Origin of the sequence: Kitasatospora sp. NPDC056327 (genome assembly GCF_042261735.1) — a bacterium.
Taxonomy (GTDB): Bacteria; Actinomycetota; Actinomycetes; order Streptomycetales; family Streptomycetaceae; genus Kitasatospora.
Window position 1 is genome coordinate 1 of the sequence record NZ_JBHJRC010000178.1, and the last position, 16,963, is coordinate 16,963.

Genomic DNA, 16,963 nt, shown 5'->3' on the forward strand with positions numbered 1-16,963 from the left:
GCACCGACCTGCGGTGCCGCCCACGGGGCCGGTCCGCGGTGACCCTTTCCGCTTCCCGGTCGCGCGCCGTGCCTCGTGCGCGCCGTGTCGTGCGTCGCACGTGGTGCCGTGCGCTGCGCGTCGTCGTGCTGCTTCGTCGTCGTACTTCGTCGTCGTACTTCGTCGTCGTACTTCGTTGCCGTAGTTCGATGCCCTGCTTCGTCGTCGTGCGACCCGTTCCGATCGCTCCGGCCCGGACGGCCCCGGTCGTCCGTCGGCGGCGCCCCCGCCGTCGACGGCACCCGGTCGGCGCCGGTCCCCCGGACGCTCCGGTGCCCGGTCTCCCGGGCGGGGCTCAGCCGAGGACGGGCGCGAAGAGGATGTTGTAGTTCTGGTTGGCCTGGCCGGCCAGGACGGAGCCCGCGTTGTCCTTCACCGCGACGGTGTTGGCCTGGTTCGAGGCACCCGCGCCGGTGGCCGTCTGCTGGTGGGAGATGTGGTTGCCGTCGACCGAACCGAAGACGTTGCCCGTGCCGGTGTTCGACACCACGCTGCTGTTGCCGCCGTTGTCGGCGAGTGCGCCGTTGTCGGCGGCGGCGGCGCCGGCGCCGACCAGCAGCAGCCCGGCCGCGAGCGGGGCCGCCAGCAGAAGAGCGACCGTCCTCCGGGTTCGGATGCGAGCCATGGGAGCCTCCAAAAAAACGATAATCGTGCCTGGCATAAGTGATTTCTGCGAGGGTTCGCCGGCCAGACGAACACCCGCGGCTGCGACGCCGAGAGCCAGACTTGCGCAACAAATCGACAAAGCACCACCTCCACGCGACCTTTTCGCCCGTTAGGGGGATATCCGGCCGGTCGGCGCATAACCGCCGACGACCCGGCCCGCAGTCCGGCACATCCGCTCCCACCTGGGGCGCGACCGACGGACGCAACACGACCGAGCGCACGGAGAAGGCGCGTGGAGCACGCATCGACAAATCGGCGCACCACCCTGGCGCACGAATGCCAGGAACGCGCCCCCTCGCGGTGCGGTGGCGCCACCGTGTCGACAATTCCGGTTCGGCAGAAGTCCGACAATCGGTCGATCGCTTTTCCGCTGTCGCCCCCGGAATCGGAGCGGAACCCGCGCCGGAACGGGAGCCGGCCTCAGACCGCCTTGCCGGGGTTGAGGATGCCCAGCGGGTCGAAGACGGCCTTCAGCTGCCGCTGCAGGTCCATCGCCACCGGACCGAGCTCCCGCGCCAGCCACTCGCGCTTGAGCAGCCCCACCCCGTGCTCGCCGGTGATCGTGCCGCCCAGTTCGAGCCCCAGCGCCATGATCTCGTCGAACGAACGCTGCGCCCGGGCCGACTGCTCGGCGTCCGCGGCGTCGAAGATGACGATCGGATGGGTGTTGCCGTCGCCCGCGTGGCTCACCACCCCGATGGTCAGCCCGTGCCGCTCGGCGATCGCCGCGACACCGTCCAGCATCTCGGCCAGCCGTGAGCGCGGCACCGCCACGTCGTCGATCATCGTGGTGCCCAGCCGGTCCAGGGCGGGCAGCGCCAGCCGGCGCGCCTCCAGCAGCAGCTCCGACTCGGCCTGGTCGTCGGCCGGCACCACCTCGGTCGCCCCCGCCGCCCGGCACAGTTCCCCCACCGCGGCCAGCTCGGCCGCCCGGTCCGGGCCGTCGAAGGCGACCAGCAGCAGCGCCTGGGTGGACTCCGGCAGCCCCATCCGCCCGAACTCGTTGACCGCGCGCACGCTCACCGCGTCCATCAGCTCCATCAGCGACGGGGTGAAACCGCGCAGCATCACCTCGCAGACCGCCGCGCCCGCCGCGGCCGCGCTCGGGAACTCCGCCGCCAGCGCCAGCTGCGGCGCGGGGGCCGGCCGCAGCGCCAGGACCGCCCGGACCACCACGCCCAGGGTGCCCTCGGAGCCCACCAGCAGCCGGGTCAGGTCGTAGCCGGCGACGCCCTTGGCCGTCCGGCGGCCGGTGGACAGCAGCCTCCCGTCGGCCAGCACCACGTCGAGACCGAGCACGTACTCACCGGTCACGCCGTACTTGACGCAGCAGAGCCCGCCGGCGCCGGTGCCGATGTTGCCGCCGATCGTGCAGGACTCCCAGCTCGACGGGTCGGGCGGGTAGGCCAGTCCCGAGGCAGCGGCGGCCCGGGAGAGCTCGGCGTTGACCACGCCCGGCTCGACCACCGCGATCCGGTTCACCGGGTCGAGCTCCAGGATCCGGTTCATCCTCACCATCGACAGCACGATGCAGCCGTCGATCGCGTTGGCCGCGCCGGACAGCCCGGTCCGGGCGCCCTGCGGGACCACCGGGACGCGCAGCCCGGTCGCGGTCCGCATGACGTGCTGCACCTGCTCGACCGTCTCCGGGAAGACGACCACGGCGGGGGTGCCGGCCGGGCAGAAGTCCGCCATGTCGTGGCGGTAGGCGGCCGTCACGTCCGGGTCCACCGCCACGGCCCCGGGCGGGAGGCCCTCCGCCAGCCGGTCCGTCAGGTCGCTCATCGCCGCCTCCGCTCGTGCCGCGGGTCATCGCCGGTCGTCCCGCCGGGTGGCGGCCGGACCGGGCCGCCCGCGGCCGTCCGAGCGCGCCCGGCCCTCGCACTCTGCCCGCCGACCGCCCACCCGGCAAGTACCCGCCCCGGGCCCGGGCGGCGTCGCGCCGGTCCGGGGCGGGGCTGGGCTGGGCTGGGCGGCCCTCGTGGGCGGGGCGGGCGTCAGGACACCCTCGTCCGGCTTCAGGGCAAGCGGCTCCGGCCGGGCGTCCGGGCGTCCGGCCGGTCCTACTGGCCGCGCACCACCGGTTCCTGCAGCTCCGTCACCCAGTCGGCAGGGTCCTCCGGGCACTCCAGGTAGACCTCCCGGGCGTACCCGGCCGAGCGGTACCCGTTGTCCCCGATGAAGCGCGCCAGCGCCTGGACGGAGCCGAGGGAGTCCTCCAGCGGCCCCCGGTGCACCACGGTCGCCGCTTCCTCGACGGCCGGGAGGTCGACCAGCCCGAAGCCGTGCTCCCCGGACGGACCGACCCCCGCGGGGACCGGCACGGCCACCCGGACCAGCACCGAGCCGTCGCCCTCCCCGGTGTCCTCGTAACGGGCGACCGACGGCCCGGCGTGGGCGATCCCGGCCGCCGCCAGCCGACCGCAGAGCTCGTCGAACAGCGGCCCGACCACCGGCCCGACGTCCTGCGGCTCGTAGCTCGCCGCGACCCCCGTCAGCTCGGCCACCCGCACCGGCGGCACCCGCTTCACCACGACATCCTGCGCGGACATGGTCCCCTCGCTCTCGATCGTCCGGAGCCTCGCCTCCACCCGGGCCAGCCGCTCGGCGTCGGCCGCCATGGCCGCGGCGAGCTCGGCCCGCCGCAGCCGCAGCATCCCGCGCAGCTCGGCCGTGTCCACCTCCTCGTCCAGGACGGCCCGCACCTGCTGGAGCGTGAAGCCGAGGTCCTTGAGGGCGATGACCCGGTTGAGCCGGGCCAGTTGGGCCGCCTCGTAGCAGCGGTAGCCGCTGACCGGGTCGACCCGGGCCGGCCGGAGCAGTCCGACGGCGTCGTAGTGACGCAGCATGCGGACCGACACCCGGCCGTGCTTGGCGAAGTCTCCGATGTTCAACATGGTTCCTCCAGTGCAGACCCTCACACGGTGTCACGGTCAAGCACCGGCCCCTCCGCCCGCCCGCCGCCCCGGCCCGCGCCCCGGCGGGACGGCTCAGTCCGTCACGTCGAACCCCCTGCGCTCCCCCAGTGCCCGGAGGCTGCGCTGGCCGGGGATGCCGTTGGCGTCCGACCCCGTGTAGCCGAGGCTGCGCTGGAACGCGGCGTACGCCTGCACCGTCCGGGTGCCGAGCGAACCGTCCACCCAGCGCTGCTCCAGGTACCCCTCGTCCGCGAGGGCCTGCTCGACGATCCGGACCTCGCCCCCGTACGTCTGGTGCCCCTGCTCGGCCCCCGGGTCGGTGCGCGCGGCCGCGACCACGTGGGCGAGCGAGACCCGCCGCGCCGAGGGCAGCCGGCCCAGCAGCCGGCGCAGCGACGCCTCCCCCGGCACACCGTCGGCGTCCGGTCCCGAGTACCCCAGACCGCGCTGGAAGTCCTGGTAGTTGAGGGTGTCGGCGTCCCGCCAGTCCTCGTCCGGACCGGACTGGTAGTGCCGCCCGTAGCCCTGCCGGACGAGCGCCTCGCCAACCTCCCTGACCTGGGGTCCGTGCGCGCCGTAGCCGTACTCCAGCCCGTTGACGGTCACCCGGTACCGGGCGGGACCGGAGTCCCCGCGCGGCGTGGGCACCGGGGCGGGCGGGGGCGCCGGCGCGGGCAGCGGCCCGCCGCCGGCCACCGCGGCGATGCCGGGCAGGACGGTCTCGCGGAACTGCCGGGCCCGGACGTCCCCCGGGCAGGCCGTGCCGCCGTCCGACCACTCGGGGAACATCCGGTGCACCCCGAAGCCGGGCGCGTCCCACTCCTGACAGATCCGCAGCGGGATGCCGTGCCGCTGGTGCAGCCACACCCCGAGCGTGACGAGCGCCGCCACCTGGGCGTCCGTCCACGGGTCGGTGCTCTGGTCGTCGCTGGCCGTCTCCACGCTCACCGCACCCGTGCCGTCGGCCCGGCGGTTGGCGCGCATGTTGGCGTCGGCCCGGGTCTCGGTGCCGACGAACTGCCCCACGCAGCCGTCGTACCCGATCCCGAAGTGCGACTCCAGGTTGGTGGAGTCCCTCCAGTACTCGTACATCCGCCGCGGCGTCCACGGCGCCGCCACACTGTGGAAGATCACCTGCGTCGGCGTGATCGCCGGCTGCTCGTCCGACTCGGGCTGGAGCTCCATCTTCTCCGCGCCGGGGTACCAGGCCATGCGTCTCTCCTTGCCGGGCCCAGGGCAGTTCGCCCCTTACGCCCGGAAGACGACCCCGGACCCCCCACCGGAGGACGCATCCACCCCAAACCCCCCGTTCAGGTGAATACGGACAACCCCACCCCCGCTCCCCCCCCGCCATCCACCCCACCCCCGCCCCGGAAAAGCACGAAGGCGGGTGCCGACCTCAGGTCGGCACCCGCCTTGAGCAGGTGTTTCTTCTCCTACCGGCGGAGAGCGTGGGATTCGAACCCACGGTACGGGGTCACCGCACGACAGTTTTCAAGACTGTTCCCTTAGGCCGCTCGGGCAGCTCTCCAGGCGGAGGTCAGCCTAACGGGTCCGGCGGGGTTCGGTGCACCGGGTTTCGGGGGGTGGGCGGGGGTCAGTTGTCGCCGACGCGCTCGCTGAGGGTGACCTTGGTGTTGAAGGTCTGGCCGTTGCGGGTGTACTCGACGTCGACGGTCTCGCCCGGCTTGTGCGTCCAGATCTTGCTGACCAGGGCGGGGCCGTTCTCGATCGGGGAGCCGCCGAGCTTGGTGATGACGTCGCCGGGCTTGAGGCCGGCCTTGTCGGCGGCGCCGCCGGGGGTGACGGCCGGCTGGCCCTGGATGTCGCGGGTCTGGATCTGCGCGCCGTCGCCCTTGTAGTCGTCGTTGCGCAGCACGTCGAGCTTGGCGTAGACCGGCTTGCCGGTCTTGATCAGGGTGTCGGCGACCCACTTGGCCTGGTTGATCGGGATCGCGAAGCCGAGGCCGATGGAGCCGGCCCGGCCGTTGCTGGAGGCGTTGGACTGGATCGCCGAGTTGATGCCGATCACCCCGCCGCCGGAGTCGAGCAGCGGGCCGCCGGAGTTGCCGGGGTTGATCGAGGCGTCGGTCTGCAGCGCGTTCATGTAGGAGGACTGCGCGCCGGTCTCGTCGCCGGAGGCGACCGGGCGGTCCTTGGCGCTGATGATGCCGGTGGTGACGGTGGACTCCAGGCCGTACGGCGCGCCGATGGCGATGGTGGAGTCGCCGACGTTGACCTTGTCGGAGTCGGCCAGCGGGAGCGGCGTCAGCTTGCCCTTGGGCGGGCTGTCGAGCTTGATGACGGCGACGTCGTAGCCCTCGGCGCGGCCGAGCACGGAGGCGCCGTAGGCGCTGCCGTCGGCGAACTTGACGGTCAGCTTGCCGCCGCTGGAGGCGGGCGCGACCACGTGGTTGTTGGTGAGGATGTGACCCTCGGTGTCGAAGACGAAGCCGGTACCGGTGCCGGACTCGCCGTTGCCCTGGGCCTTGATGGTGACGACGCTGGGCAGCGCCTTCTGCGCGATGCCGGCCACCGAGCCCGGGGCGGGCTCGTTCTTCTGGGAGTTGTTGGCCTGGACGGTGGTGGAGCTGCGGTCGGCCCTGGAGCCGAGGGTGGTGCCGTCGCGGTCCGCGACGGCCACGCCGACCGCGCCGCCGGCCACGCCGGCCACCAGGGCGACGGCCGCGACCAGGGCGATCAGGCCGCCGCGCTTCTTGCGCGGGCCGCCGGGGACGGGCGCGCCGGGGTACTCGCCCGGGTAGCCGAGCGGGCCCCCGGGGCCACCGGGGCCGCCGGGCGCGCCCGGGGTGATGTCGTGCGAGCCCCAGCCGCCGAGCGGCTGCCCGGCGCCGAACGGGTGGTGCTGGCCGGTCGGGTGCTGGCCGGTCGGGTACGCGCCCTGCGGCGCGCCGCCCGGCGCGGCGAACGGGTCGTGCGCGGCGAGCGCCGGGGGCACCGGCGTGCCGGGGGCCGGGGTGGCGTACGGGTTGCCGCCGTACGGGTCGGCGGGCACGGCCGGCGCGGCCGGGGCCGGCGGCAGGACCGGCGGCGGGGCGTCCAGGTACCCGTGCTCGGCGGCCGGGGCCGGGGCGACGGGCGCCGGCGGGGCGGACGGGGCCACCGGCTCGGGGGTGCCGACCTTGCCGAAGGCCAGGGTGGGCGTGAAACCGCCGGAACCCCCCTCGGCGGCCGGGGCCGGCTGGGACGACTGGCCTGCTGCGGGCGTCGGTGCGGGGGAGGGGGCCGCGACGGGACCGGCCGCAGACTGCTGCGCCGGACCGTCGGAAGCGGAACCCACCACCCCCTGGCCGCCGGAGGGCTGCTCCCCCTGCGACCCGGTGGACCCAACCTCGCGCTCGGTGCTCACGGACGACCTCCATAGCTGACAGGACCAACAACCATAGTTTTTCGCACACCCGATTCGATTGCCGTAAGGACCCTTCTGAAGAACTCATAAGAATCCTTAGCCCGGCCAGACAGCCGCCGGTCGGCGGCCGGTCGCCAGCAGGTCAGCCGCCGGCCGGACCGCCCGCCGGACGGGCCCGGCGGCACCGGACGGCCGCCCGCCGACCCGGCCGACCTTGGAGTTCTCCCCCGCGACGGCTAGCCTGTCGCTCCGAACTGACACGCGGGAGCTTGGACCCACCAGGCTGAGAGTGCGCCGGTCGACCGTACGCCACGGACCCCGTGGACGGCCGTCGAGGGGGCGCAGACCGCCGGAACCTGTCCGGGTAATGCCGGCGTAGGGAGATATCGGCCATGCCGCCTGTTCCGCCATCCTCGTCCTCGGGCGCGCCCGCGTCCCGGAACGTCCCCCCCGCGCAGGACGCGCCGGGCACCGTCCCCGGTTCCCCCGGGGGCCCCGCCGGGACGGCGACCGCCGTCCTGGAGCCCGCGGCCCGGGTCGAGGCGCCGCTGGTGCTCGACACCGAGCCGCCCCGCACCCTCCGCTTCCGCGACCACTTCGCGCTCTGGATGAACCTCGGCGTCTCGCTGATCGGCTTCACCACCGCCGCGACCGTGCTCGGCGCCAAGGGCAGCGAGCTGTCGCTGGCCGCCGCCGTCACCGCGATCGTGGCCGGCACCGTGGTCGGCACCGCGATGCTCGGCGTGGCCGCGCTGATCGGCGCCCGGACCGGCGCGCCCGCCATGGCGAACCTGCGCGGGCTGTTCGGCACCCGGCTGTCCTACGTGCCGACGGTGCTCAACATCGTCCAGTGCATCGGTTGGGGCGTCTACGAGCTGCTGACGATCGCGCTCGGCGCGCAGACCGTCGTCGGCACCGAGGGCTACCGCTGGGTCTTCGTCGTGCTGGCCGGCGCGGTGACCACCGCGCTGACCATCTGGCCGCTCGGCGCGATCGCGGTGCTTCGCCGCTTCGTCGCGATCGCGGTGGCGGTGGCGATGGTGTACCTCACCGTCCAGCTCGGCCGGCACGGCGTGCCGGACCCGGGGGCGGGCAACTGGCACGGCTTCCTGAAGGCGACCGACGCGATGATCGCGGTGTCGATCTCCTTCGTGCCGCTCGCCGCCGACTACACCCGGCACTCGCGCACCCCGGGCTCGGCGTTCTGGGGCAGCTTCACCGGCTACACGGTGGCGCAGGTCTGGTGCTACGTGCTCGGTCTGCTGGCGCTGCTGCAGGCGGACGGGGACCCGGGCCGGATCTTCGACTCCTTCCTGGGCGTGTGGGCCGGCTGGCTGTTCCTGCTGGTGCTGGTGCTGCGCGAGACCGACCAGTCCTTCGCGAACGTGTACTCGACCGCGATGTCGGTCCACAACCTGCTGCCGAAGGTCGACCGCCGGGTGCTGACCGGCGGCACCGGCGTGCTGATCACCGTGCTGGCACTGCAGATCACCGAGTTCACCGACTCCTACTACGCCTTCCTCGGGCTGATCGGCTCGGTCTTCGTGCCGATGTTCGCGGTGCTCGCGGTCGACTACTTCCTCGGCGCGGGGCGGCGCGGCTGGAACCTCTCGGCCGACGCGCCGTCCCGGTGGCTGATGCTGCTGCCGTGGGCGCTGGGCTTCGCCGCCTACCAGCTGATCGCGCCGACCGCGGTGGCCGGCTGGTGGACGGACCTGTGGACCTCCGCGCAGGAGGCGCTGCACTTCACCCCGCAGGAGTGGACCTCGGCCTCGCTGTTCGGCTTCCTGGTTCCGGCGCTGGCCACCTGGGCGCTCACCCCGTTCACCCGGGGCCGGGAGAACGCGGCGCGCTGACGCCGCGCAGGCGCCCGCCGGGCATCGGGCGGGCGGTGGACGGAGCCCCGGCGGACGCCGGGCACGGAGGCGAAGACGGCCCCCCGGGTTGGGACCGTCTTCGCCTCCGTGTCATCTGCGCCGCCTATCGTGGGGGGTGTGACCAGCCCAGATGTCTCGCCCGCGACGGCCCGCACCGCGCCGCCCGTCCAGGTGATCGCCCACCGCGGTTCCTCGCACGCCCTGCCCGAGCACACCCTCGCCGCCTACCGCCGGGCGCTCACCGAGGGGGCGGACGCCCTGGAGTGCGACGTGCGGGTGACCGCCGACGGGCAGCTGGTCTGCGTGCACGACCGACGGATCGGCCGGGTCTCCGACGGCCGGGGCACGGTGTCCGCGATGACACTGGCCGAGCTGGAGGCGCACGACTTCGGCGCCTGGAAGACCGGCCGGCCGAGCGAGGACCCGGAGCTGCGCGGAGTGCTGCGGCTGGAGAGCCTGCTGGAGCTGGTCGTGGACTCCGGGCGCCCGGTGGACCTCGCGATCGAGACCAAGCACCCGGTGCGGTTCCGCGGCCGGGTGGAGTCCGAGCTGCTGCGGACGCTGGACCGGTTCGGGATCGGCGCCGCGGGCCCGGCGGGTGCCGGCGGCACCGGGACGGCGGCGGGCCACGGCGTCGGCGCCCGGATCATGAGCTTCTCGTCGATCGCGCTGGCCCGGGTGGCGGCGGCCGCGCCGCAGTACCCCCGGGTGTTCCTGTTCGAGCGTGGTCTGGCGCTGCGCGGACGGCTGCGCCCGGGCGCGCCGCTGCCCGGCGGGGCGCGGATCGCCGGGCCGGGCATCGACCTGGTGCGGGCCCGGCCGGGGCTGGTGACCAGGCTGCGCGGGCTGGGCCACCAGGTGCACGTGTGGACGGTGGACGAGCCGGCCGACGTCGAGCTGTGCTTGGAGCTCGGGGTGTCCGCGATCATCACCAACCGCCCGGCCGAGGTGCTGGCCCAGTTGGGCCGCTGAGTCCCGGGTGACCCGTGGTGTGCCTGTGGTGAACCGTTCAACCACCGTTTCCCGTTGATGGTCTTGGTAGGGACTCAAACCTTTCGCCGACGATTTCTGGCGCAATTCATACAGTTTCACGACGGAGGGTGAGCACCGAATCACCTGTCGCGCACCGTCGGTGGACGGGCCTGAAATGTCCGCGCGGGATCGTCACGCGGTCGTTTCCGACGTATTGCCAAGGGGCATCCATCCCTCGGCATACGCTGAAGGAGGTCCGGGGGTGGCGTTGATGGTGGCGCGTGAAGTGCCGACTTCATCGACCATGGCAGTGCCGCACGGCCCAGCGAGTGTCGGGGTCGCGCGGCGCCGACTGCGTCGAGATCTGGGAGACCGCGAGATACCGGAACCGGTCATTGATGATGCTGTTCTGATCCTTTCCGAACTTTTGAGCAACGCGTGTCGCTATGCCCGGCCGCTCGGGCCACTGCCCGCGCTCGGCCGGGGCGCCCGGACCGGGGCCGTCGAGCCGCTGCTGGTCGGCGGACCGACCCGGGCGGCCGGACTGTCCGGACCGGCCGCCGCACCGGGCGACGACGGCGAGGACACCGGTGGCGTCCTGGTCCGCTGGCAGATGCACGCCGACGGCGTGCTCACCCTGGAGGTGACCGACGGCGGGGCGCAGACCCGGCCGTCGCCGTCCAGCCCCTCGCTCACCTCGCACGGCGGCCGCGGCCTGAGCATCGTGGACCAGCTGGCGAGCGACTGGGGCGTGCGCGACGCCCCGGGCGAGGTGACGGTCTGGGCGGCACTGCCGGCCCGGGCCCGGCACGCCCGGCGGCCGGCCGGCGGGCACCACGGCGCCTGACGGCCCCGAACGGTCCCGGCGGTACGGAGCGGTACGACACGGCGCGGAGCAGCGCGGTCGAGAGGGTACGGAGCGGCAGGGAGCGGCCCGACGGAACGGCGCGAAGCGGTCCCGGCCCGCCGGGCACCGCGGCGGCGGCCCGGCGGCGGGCGGTGCGGCGCCCGCGCCCCGGCGCACGCCCACGCGCCCGGGGAACGTCAGTAGGCTGCCGGGAGCACAACACCACCGTTCCCGGGAGAGCCGCACCATGGGCAAGAAGGCCGCCAAGAAGGCGCCGCAGCGCAGCCAGTCCACCCCCGCCGTCACGGGCGAGATCCCCGTGGTCGGGGCCCGTGAGAACTGCCCCTGCGGCTCCGGCCGCCGCTACAAGGCCTGCCACGGCCGGGAGGCCTCGCACGCGGTCCAGGAGCTGGTGCACCGTCCGTTCGAGGGCCTGGCGGGCGAGGCGGACTGGGTCGCGCTGCGCGAGCTGGTGCCCGCCGCCACCGTGCCGCTGACGCTGGCCGCCGGGGTGGCCGAGGGCGCCACCGGCGAGGTGCCTTCGGTGACCCTCGCCACCGTGCTGCCGCTGGCCTGGCCCGCGCTGCGCCGCCAGGACGGCTCGATCCTGCTGGGCCTGCAGACCCAGTCCGCCTCCGGCGACCTGAGCCGCGACCTCGCGGACGCCCTGGAGCTGGCGCTGGCCGCCGAGCCGGGCTCCCCGGTGCCGGCCCGCCGCACCGTGCCGGGCGGCCGCCGCCTGCAGGACCTGCTGGACACCACCGCCGCCTTCGAGCCGGCCGTGCACACCGGCTTCGAGTTCTGGCTGGAGGACGCGGAGACCGCGACCGGCGAGGTGGCCGCCTCGCTGGAGCGCGCCAACGCCTCGGCGATCCCCACCGAGAAGCTCGACAGCGTCGACTCCGCCTACTGGTGCGGCACCCCGGAGAAGAACCACCTCCGCTGGGTGATGACCGTCCCGGAGGAGCAGCTGCTGGACGCGCTGGCCCGGCTGACCGCCGCCGAGCAGTCCGCGATCGGCCCGGACACCCGCCTGGTCGGCTCGTTCCGGGCGCACGGCCTGACCGTGCCGGTCTGGGACCTGCCGCTCGCGATGACCGCGGCCGACTGCGAGAAGCCGGCCGCCGAGTTCGCCGAACGGCTCGCCGCGACGCTCGCCGACCCGGCCCCGCTCACCGCCGACGAGCGCAGGGCCCGCGCCAACCTGGTGAACCGTCAGGTGACCCTGAACTAAAGGCGGGACGGAAGTCCGGTGCACAGCCGGGCGATCGGCGTGATACGCGTCACATTGGCGCCCGTGACCCGCAATTTCCGGGCTACGAGGGCGTCTTGGAAATTGGCGCGGGCGCGGATCCTTGTTACTGTCTAAAGAGTCCGGTCGCTGGTGCATCCCCCGTCGCCAGCGGCCGGATCTTTTGTTTTCCGAACGCCCCACGCCGGAGCCGGTCGGCCGTGCCCGATCAGTCCGCCACCGGCCCGGCGCGGCGTCAGTACGCCGAGCGCCCGCTGTCCAGCTGGACCGCCGCCGCCACCAACTCGCCCAGCAACGGACCGACCTGCGGAAGCCAGACCCCGCCGTCGGCACCCTGACGGGGCGGCAGCACCCAGCGCACCCGGTCGCCGTCCCCGCCGCCGGGCGGCAGCGGCAGGAAGCCGCCGCTCCCGTGGTAGCGCAACGATCCGGGCACCCAGGGGAGTTGGACGAGCATCTCACCGAGTGCGTCGAGCGAGTAGGGGGCGACCAGCATCGCGTAGCGGTCGGGCATCGCCAGCACCGGACCGAGCCGCAGCCGCAGGGCGGCGAGGTAGGCGAGCGCCCGGGCACCGGCCGCCGCCGGCAGGCTGACCGCGGAGACCGTCCGGCCGGTCGCGACCAGCACCGGGGCGTCCGGGCAGCGCCGCTCCCACCACCACCGCACCATCCGGGCGTCGGTGGTGGCCGCCAGCAGCGGCGGGCCGTGCGGATGGGCCCCGGGCACCGGGCAGTCCGGGTCGCCGCAGGAGCAGGGTCCGCCGGGGAGCAGGACGGCGCCGGGGACGACGGGCCAGCGGTGTTCGACGGCGGCCGTCAGGGCCCCGGCCAGCCGGGCCGCCCGGACCGCCGGCCGGCTCCTCGGGTCGTCGCGCCGTGGGTTGTCGCGCATTGGCACCCGTTCCTTTCCGTGACCGCTCGGTGGCTCCGCCCCGCGGTCGCCGGACCGGCCTGCGCCCCGCGCCCGGGGACGCCGGACGGGCCCGCGCGGCCGTACGGGGGACCTGGCCGGGCGCCGGGTCGGGAACGGACCGGGGCCGGAGCCGGGCCGGAGCCGGGCGGCGGGCGGGTCGGGCGGCGGTACGGACGGCGGTGCGGACGACGGCGCGGGCCTGGAGCACGTGGTGGAGCACGATGTGAAAGGGCTGTGGAATAGAACAGCCCTTGGAACGAGAATCCCGTATGCGACCGGATGGACGCCGCCCGGGCGCGATTGGTTCCACCGTACGAGTGAGTCGCTTCCGGCCGACCCGGCCGGCCGGCGCCAGGGGCATACGATCCGGACGGCCGCCGGAGCCGTCCTCCCGGTTCTGCCCGTTCGCCGGCCGCTCCATGCCCGCCGGGCGGAAGCGTCGCGCCCCGCCGGACCGCGGCGCGGCCGACCGGCGCACGCGGGACGGAACGCGCCCCCCCGGCCCGGCCCGCCCGGCGGCGGAACGGGTCACCGGCCTTGTCATGACTCTGGACATGCCCCGAATGGCCTGTGTAGAAGTGGTGGCATTGCTGTCGATCAATGACGAGTAGTAGCGAATCGAGGCGAAACACGCCCTTTTGGCCGTGATCGCTCCAAACGGCCGTACCCGGGGGGTTCCCGCATGATCCGCGTGACACGCACCACCGCGTCAGGAGTGGCGGCATGACCGAGTCCCACCCACCGTCGACCTCCGCCGAGCCGGTCGAGCCCGGCGGCACCAGCGGGCTCTCCGTGCTCGATCCGCCGGGCTTCCAGGGCCCGGACGGCCGGGCGGCCGGTGAGCTGCCGGACGGCGCCGGGGACCGCGGCGCCCCCGCCGGCGGCGGCCCGGCCGACGGCACCGGCGACCCGGACGGCGGAGCCGTCGGCCCCGGCGGATGCGCGGACGGCACCGAGGGCGCGAACCCCGCCCCGGGCGCCCCCGGCGCGTCCGGCGGCGCGGACCCGGCCGCGTCCGCCACCGGCGTGCAGGACCGTTTGGCCGCACACCTGTCCGATTTCACCAGCCTCCACGAGCACACCGGGCGGCTCGCCCGCGCCCGCGGCCTGGCCGCCACCCTGGAGGCCGTCCTCGCCTCCGGCACCGCGCTGCTCGGCGCCGACCGCGCCCTGCTGGTCACCGCGCTGCCCGGCGGCGGCCCCAGCCAGCCGGTCGGCCTCGGCCTGGACCGCGCCAGCCTCGGCTCGCTGGAGACCGTCCCGACCGACCAGAGCCTGGTCGCCCGGCTGCTGCGCACCCACGACAGGCCCGCCGAGCTCCACTCGCACGACCTCGCCGACGACCCCGCGATCGGCGCCCGGCTGCGCGAACTCGCCGGCCAGCTCGGCCTCGGCGGCTGCTACGGCCTGCCGCTCGCCACCGAGGAGGACGGCCCGCTGGCCGCCGCCCTCTGGTTCTACGACCGGCCCGCCGAGCCGGCCGGCCGCCACCGCGACCTGGTCCGCCGCTACTGCGGGATCGCCGCCCCGCTGCTCGCCAAGCAGCTGGAGGCGGAGAAGGTCCGGCGCACCACCGAGGCGCTGCGCCGCGGCCTGCTCCCCGACCGCCTCCCCCGGCCCGCCGGCCTGCGGCTGGCCGCCCGGCTCGTCCCGGCCGGCCTGGACCGCTCCTGCGGCAGCGACTGGTACGACGCCATCCCGCTGCCGGACGGCACCGTCGGCCTCACCGTCGGCTCGGTCTCCGGCGACGGCCCCGGCGCCGGACCGGGCTCCGCCCCGGGCGCCGCCGCCGCGATGGGCCGGGTCCGGGCCGCGCTGCGGGCGTACGCGGTGCTGGAGGGCGAGGACCCGGTGTCCGTCCTGGGCGACCTCGAACTGCTGCTCAAGACCACCGAGCCGGCCCGCACCGCCACCGCCGTCTACGCCTGGGCGGACCCGGAGAGCCGGCGGATCACCCTGGCCGGGGCCGGCCACTGCCCGCCGGTGCTGGTCACCCGGTACGGCGCGGAGTTCGTGGAGACCTCGCTCTCCGCACCGCTCGGCATGCTCTCCTGCTGGGAGGCGCCCGGCGTCGAGTTCACGGCCGAGCGCGGTGACACGCTGGTCCTCTGCACCGAGGGCCTGGCCCGCCGCTTCGGCCCGACCCTGCACGCCGGGCAGGCCGGGCTGCGCCGGGCCGCCGCCGACGCCCCGCGCGACGTCCGGACCGACCCCGACCGGCTCTGCGCGCACCTGCTGTCGGCCGCGGCGGAGCGGGAGGCGCACGCACCGGCCGCCCCTGCCACCGACGACCTGACGCTGCTCGCGGCGCGCTTCGAGTAGCCGGCCGACCCGCCCTCCCGCACGGGTCGGCGAACGGGTCGGCGAACGGCCGGGCCCACGGGTCGACGAACGGCCGGGCGAGGTCCGAACGGGCGGTCGGCCGGGCGTCCGTACCATGGACGCACGGCCGCCCACCCGTGTCGTGATCCGACACGCCCCGGGCGGCACCACGCGCAAGGAGGCGACGTACGTGACCGAGGACCGCACCCCGGCGGTGGCCGAGAACCCCGAGGCCGCCGGCGGCGACGAGGAACCCCAGCAGTTCAAGGGCCGCAAGAACGGCCTGTACTCCGAGGTCTCCGACGAGCTGGCCGCCTCGATGAAGACCGGCTGGGCCGACACCGAGCTGCACGGCCTGACCCCGGTCCCGCAGGCCCCGTACGCCGCCGAGCGCCGCGCCAGGCTCTCCGCCGCCCACCCGGGCGTGCGCCTGGTCGTCCCGGCCGGCACCCTCAAGGTCCGGTCCAACGACACCGACTACGACTTCCGCGCCGCCAGCGAGTACGTGCACCTCACCGGTGACCGGACCGAGGACGCCGTCCTGGTCGCCGAGCCCACCGGGGACACCGGCCACGACTTCGCGCTCTACCTGCTGCCCCGCTCCGACCGCGGGAACGGCGAGTTCTGGCTGGACGGCTACGGCGAGCTGTGGGTCGGCCGCCGGCACAGCCTCGCCGAGCAGGAGCAGCTGCTCGGCCTGCCGGTCCGCGACGTCCGCAAGGCCGCCGACGAGCTCGCCGAGCGGGTCCGGGACGGCGTGCCGACCCGGATCGTCCGCGGCTACGACGCCGGCCTGGAGGCCGTGCTCGCCGAGGTGCTGGACGCCGACCGGGACGCCGAGCTCAAGGAGTTCCTGAGCGGCCTGCGGCTGGTCAAGGACGAGTGGGAGATCGGCGAGCTGCGCGCCGCCTGCACCGCCACCGTCAAGGGCTTCACCGACTGCGTGCGCGAGCTCGGCCAGGCCGTCGCCACCTCCGAGCGCTGGATCGAGGGCACCTTCTGGCGCCGCGCCCGCGTCGAGGGCAACGACGTCGGCTACGGCTCGATCTGCGCCGCCGGCCCGCACGCCACCACCCTGCACTGGGTGCGCAACGACGGCGAGGTCCGCCCCGGCGAGCTGCTGCTGCTGGACGCCGGCGTGGAGACCAACACCCTCTACACCGCCGACGTCACCCGCACCCTGCCGATCAACGGGCGCTTCGACGACCTCCAGCGGAAGATCTACGACGCGGTCCACGACGCCCAGGAGGCCGGCATCGCGGCCGTGAAGCCCGGCGCCCGGTTCCGCGACTTCCACGACGCCTCGCAGCGGGTGCTCGCCGAGCGGCTGCTCGCCTGGGGCCTGCTGGACAGCTCGGTCCACGACGTCGAGAAGGTCCTGGAGCTCGGCCTGCAGCGGCGCTGGACCCTGCACGGCACCGGCCACATGCTCGGCCTGGACGTCCACGACTGCGCCCACTCGCGCACTGAGGAGCACGTCGACGCGCTGCTGGTGCCGGGCATGGTGCTCACCGTCGAGCCGGGCCTCTACTTCCAGCAGGACGACCTGACCGTCCCGGAGGAGTACCGCGGCATCGGCGTGCGGATCGAGGACGACATCCTGGTCACCGCGGACGGCAACGAGAACCTCTCGGCCGGCCTGCCGCGCCGGTCGGAGGACGTCGAGGCGTGGATGGCCTCGCTGGCCTGATCCCCGCACCGTCCGGGCCTGATCCCTGCACCTTCCGGGCCGGGTCCGGCCCGGACGGGCCGCCGGCGGTCCGGCCCCCGAGCAGTGGGGGCCGGAC

The 16,963-nt window shown here is 74.8% G+C and carries 12 protein-coding genes, 1 tRNA gene and 1 riboswitch; of the genes, 6 read left to right on the top strand and 7 right to left on the bottom strand.

The genetic code is table 11. The features are described 5' to 3' along the window. Window positions 1-334: 334 nt before the first annotated feature. From ACFCX4_RS23685 to ACFCX4_RS23710, 6 genes are all read right to left on the bottom strand, one after another. Window positions 335-664 carry a hypothetical protein gene (locus ACFCX4_RS23685; RefSeq protein WP_376145626.1) on the bottom strand — a complete coding sequence of 110 codons (330 nt, stop codon included), beginning with the start codon at window positions 662-664 and terminating at the stop codon, window positions 335-337. 461 nt (window positions 665-1,125) lie between these two features. Further along, window positions 1,126-2,490 carry an FAD-binding oxidoreductase gene (locus ACFCX4_RS23690; RefSeq protein WP_376145629.1) on the bottom strand — a complete coding sequence of 455 codons (1,365 nt, stop codon included), beginning with the start codon at window positions 2,488-2,490 and terminating at the stop codon, window positions 1,126-1,128. A gap of 278 nt (window positions 2,491-2,768) precedes the next feature. Next, window positions 2,769-3,602 (bottom strand): MerR family transcriptional regulator, encoded by an 834-nt coding sequence (locus tag ACFCX4_RS23695; RefSeq protein WP_376145632.1) that lies wholly within the window; start codon window positions 3,600-3,602, stop codon window positions 2,769-2,771. A gap of 93 nt (window positions 3,603-3,695) precedes the next feature. Next, window positions 3,696-4,835 carry a peptidoglycan-binding protein gene (locus ACFCX4_RS23700; protein ID WP_376145635.1) on the bottom strand — a complete coding sequence of 380 codons (1,140 nt, stop codon included), beginning with the start codon at window positions 4,833-4,835 and terminating at the stop codon, window positions 3,696-3,698. A gap of 231 nt (window positions 4,836-5,066) precedes the next feature. Further along, window positions 5,067-5,154, bottom strand: a tRNA-Ser gene (locus ACFCX4_RS23705). Window positions 5,155-5,220: 66 nt separating this feature from the next. Next, window positions 5,221-6,993 (bottom strand): S1C family serine protease, encoded by a 1,773-nt coding sequence (locus tag ACFCX4_RS23710; RefSeq protein WP_376145638.1) that lies wholly within the window; start codon window positions 6,991-6,993, stop codon window positions 5,221-5,223. A 251-nt stretch (window positions 6,994-7,244) separates the two neighbouring features. Beyond that, a riboswitch (TPP riboswitch) is annotated at window positions 7,245-7,393 on the top strand. Here ACFCX4_RS23710 and ACFCX4_RS23715 point away from each other — a divergent pair. The 4 genes from ACFCX4_RS23715 to ACFCX4_RS23730 all read left to right on the top strand — a co-directional run bounded on the left by ACFCX4_RS23715 (window position 7,386) and on the right by ACFCX4_RS23730 (window position 11,923). After that, entirely contained in the window at window positions 7,386-8,849 is a 1,464-nt protein-coding gene (locus ACFCX4_RS23715) for a purine-cytosine permease family protein (protein WP_376145641.1), read from the top strand. (Overlaps the previous riboswitch by 8 nt.) Window positions 8,850-8,987: 138 nt before the next feature. Further along, a complete protein-coding gene (locus ACFCX4_RS23720; RefSeq protein ID WP_376145644.1) occupies window positions 8,988-9,842 on the top strand; it encodes a glycerophosphodiester phosphodiesterase family protein in 855 nt (284 codons plus the stop codon). Between the two features lie 427 nt (window positions 9,843-10,269). Beyond that, window positions 10,270-10,689 carry a hypothetical protein gene (locus tag ACFCX4_RS23725; protein ID WP_376145647.1) on the top strand — a complete coding sequence of 140 codons (420 nt, stop codon included), beginning with the start codon at window positions 10,270-10,272 and terminating at the stop codon, window positions 10,687-10,689. Window positions 10,690-10,936: 247 nt separating this feature from the next. Then, window positions 10,937-11,923 (top strand): DUF5926 family protein, encoded by a 987-nt coding sequence (locus tag ACFCX4_RS23730; RefSeq protein ID WP_376145649.1) that lies wholly within the window; start codon window positions 10,937-10,939, stop codon window positions 11,921-11,923. A gap of 253 nt (window positions 11,924-12,176) precedes the next feature. On the opposite strand, the gene ACFCX4_RS23735 is transcribed toward ACFCX4_RS23730, so the two are convergent. After that, on the bottom strand, window positions 12,177-12,833 hold the full coding sequence (locus tag ACFCX4_RS23735; RefSeq protein ID WP_376145652.1) for a bifunctional DNA primase/polymerase: 657 nt from the start codon (window positions 12,831-12,833) through the stop codon (window positions 12,177-12,179). Window positions 12,834-13,577: 744 nt separating this feature from the next. On the opposite strand from ACFCX4_RS23735, the gene ACFCX4_RS23740 reads away from it, so the two are divergent. Both ACFCX4_RS23740 and ACFCX4_RS23745 read left to right on the top strand, forming a co-directional pair. Continuing rightward, window positions 13,578-15,176, top strand: a complete 1,599-nt coding sequence (locus ACFCX4_RS23740; protein ID WP_376145655.1) for a SpoIIE family protein phosphatase — start codon at window positions 13,578-13,580, stop codon at window positions 15,174-15,176. A gap of 190 nt (window positions 15,177-15,366) precedes the next feature. Beyond that, window positions 15,367-16,866: an aminopeptidase P family protein gene (locus ACFCX4_RS23745; protein WP_376145658.1), complete on the top strand. Its 1,500-nt coding sequence runs from the start codon at window positions 15,367-15,369 to the stop codon at window positions 16,864-16,866. Window positions 16,867-16,963: the final 97 nt, after the last annotated feature.

Coding starts and splice junctions, on each gene's coding strand:
- ACFCX4_RS23700 (WP_376145635.1), bottom strand. CDS start 4,835: ATGGCCTGGTACCCCGGCGCGGAGAAGATGGAGCTCCAGCCCGAGTCG.
- ACFCX4_RS23695 (WP_376145632.1), bottom strand. CDS start 3,602: ATGTTGAACATCGGAGACTTCGCCAAGCACGGCCGGGTGTCGGTCCGC.
- ACFCX4_RS23715 (WP_376145641.1), top strand. CDS start 7,386: ATGCCGCCTGTTCCGCCATCCTCGTCCTCGGGCGCGCCCGCGTCCCGG.
- ACFCX4_RS23730 (WP_376145649.1), top strand. CDS start 10,937: ATGGGCAAGAAGGCCGCCAAGAAGGCGCCGCAGCGCAGCCAGTCCACC.
- ACFCX4_RS23740 (WP_376145655.1), top strand. CDS start 13,578: ATGACCGAGTCCCACCCACCGTCGACCTCCGCCGAGCCGGTCGAGCCC.
- ACFCX4_RS23685 (WP_376145626.1), bottom strand. CDS start 664: ATGGCTCGCATCCGAACCCGGAGGACGGTCGCTCTTCTGCTGGCGGCC.
- ACFCX4_RS23690 (WP_376145629.1), bottom strand. CDS start 2,490: ATGAGCGACCTGACGGACCGGCTGGCGGAGGGCCTCCCGCCCGGGGCC.
- ACFCX4_RS23735 (WP_376145652.1), bottom strand. CDS start 12,833: ATGCGCGACAACCCACGGCGCGACGACCCGAGGAGCCGGCCGGCGGTC.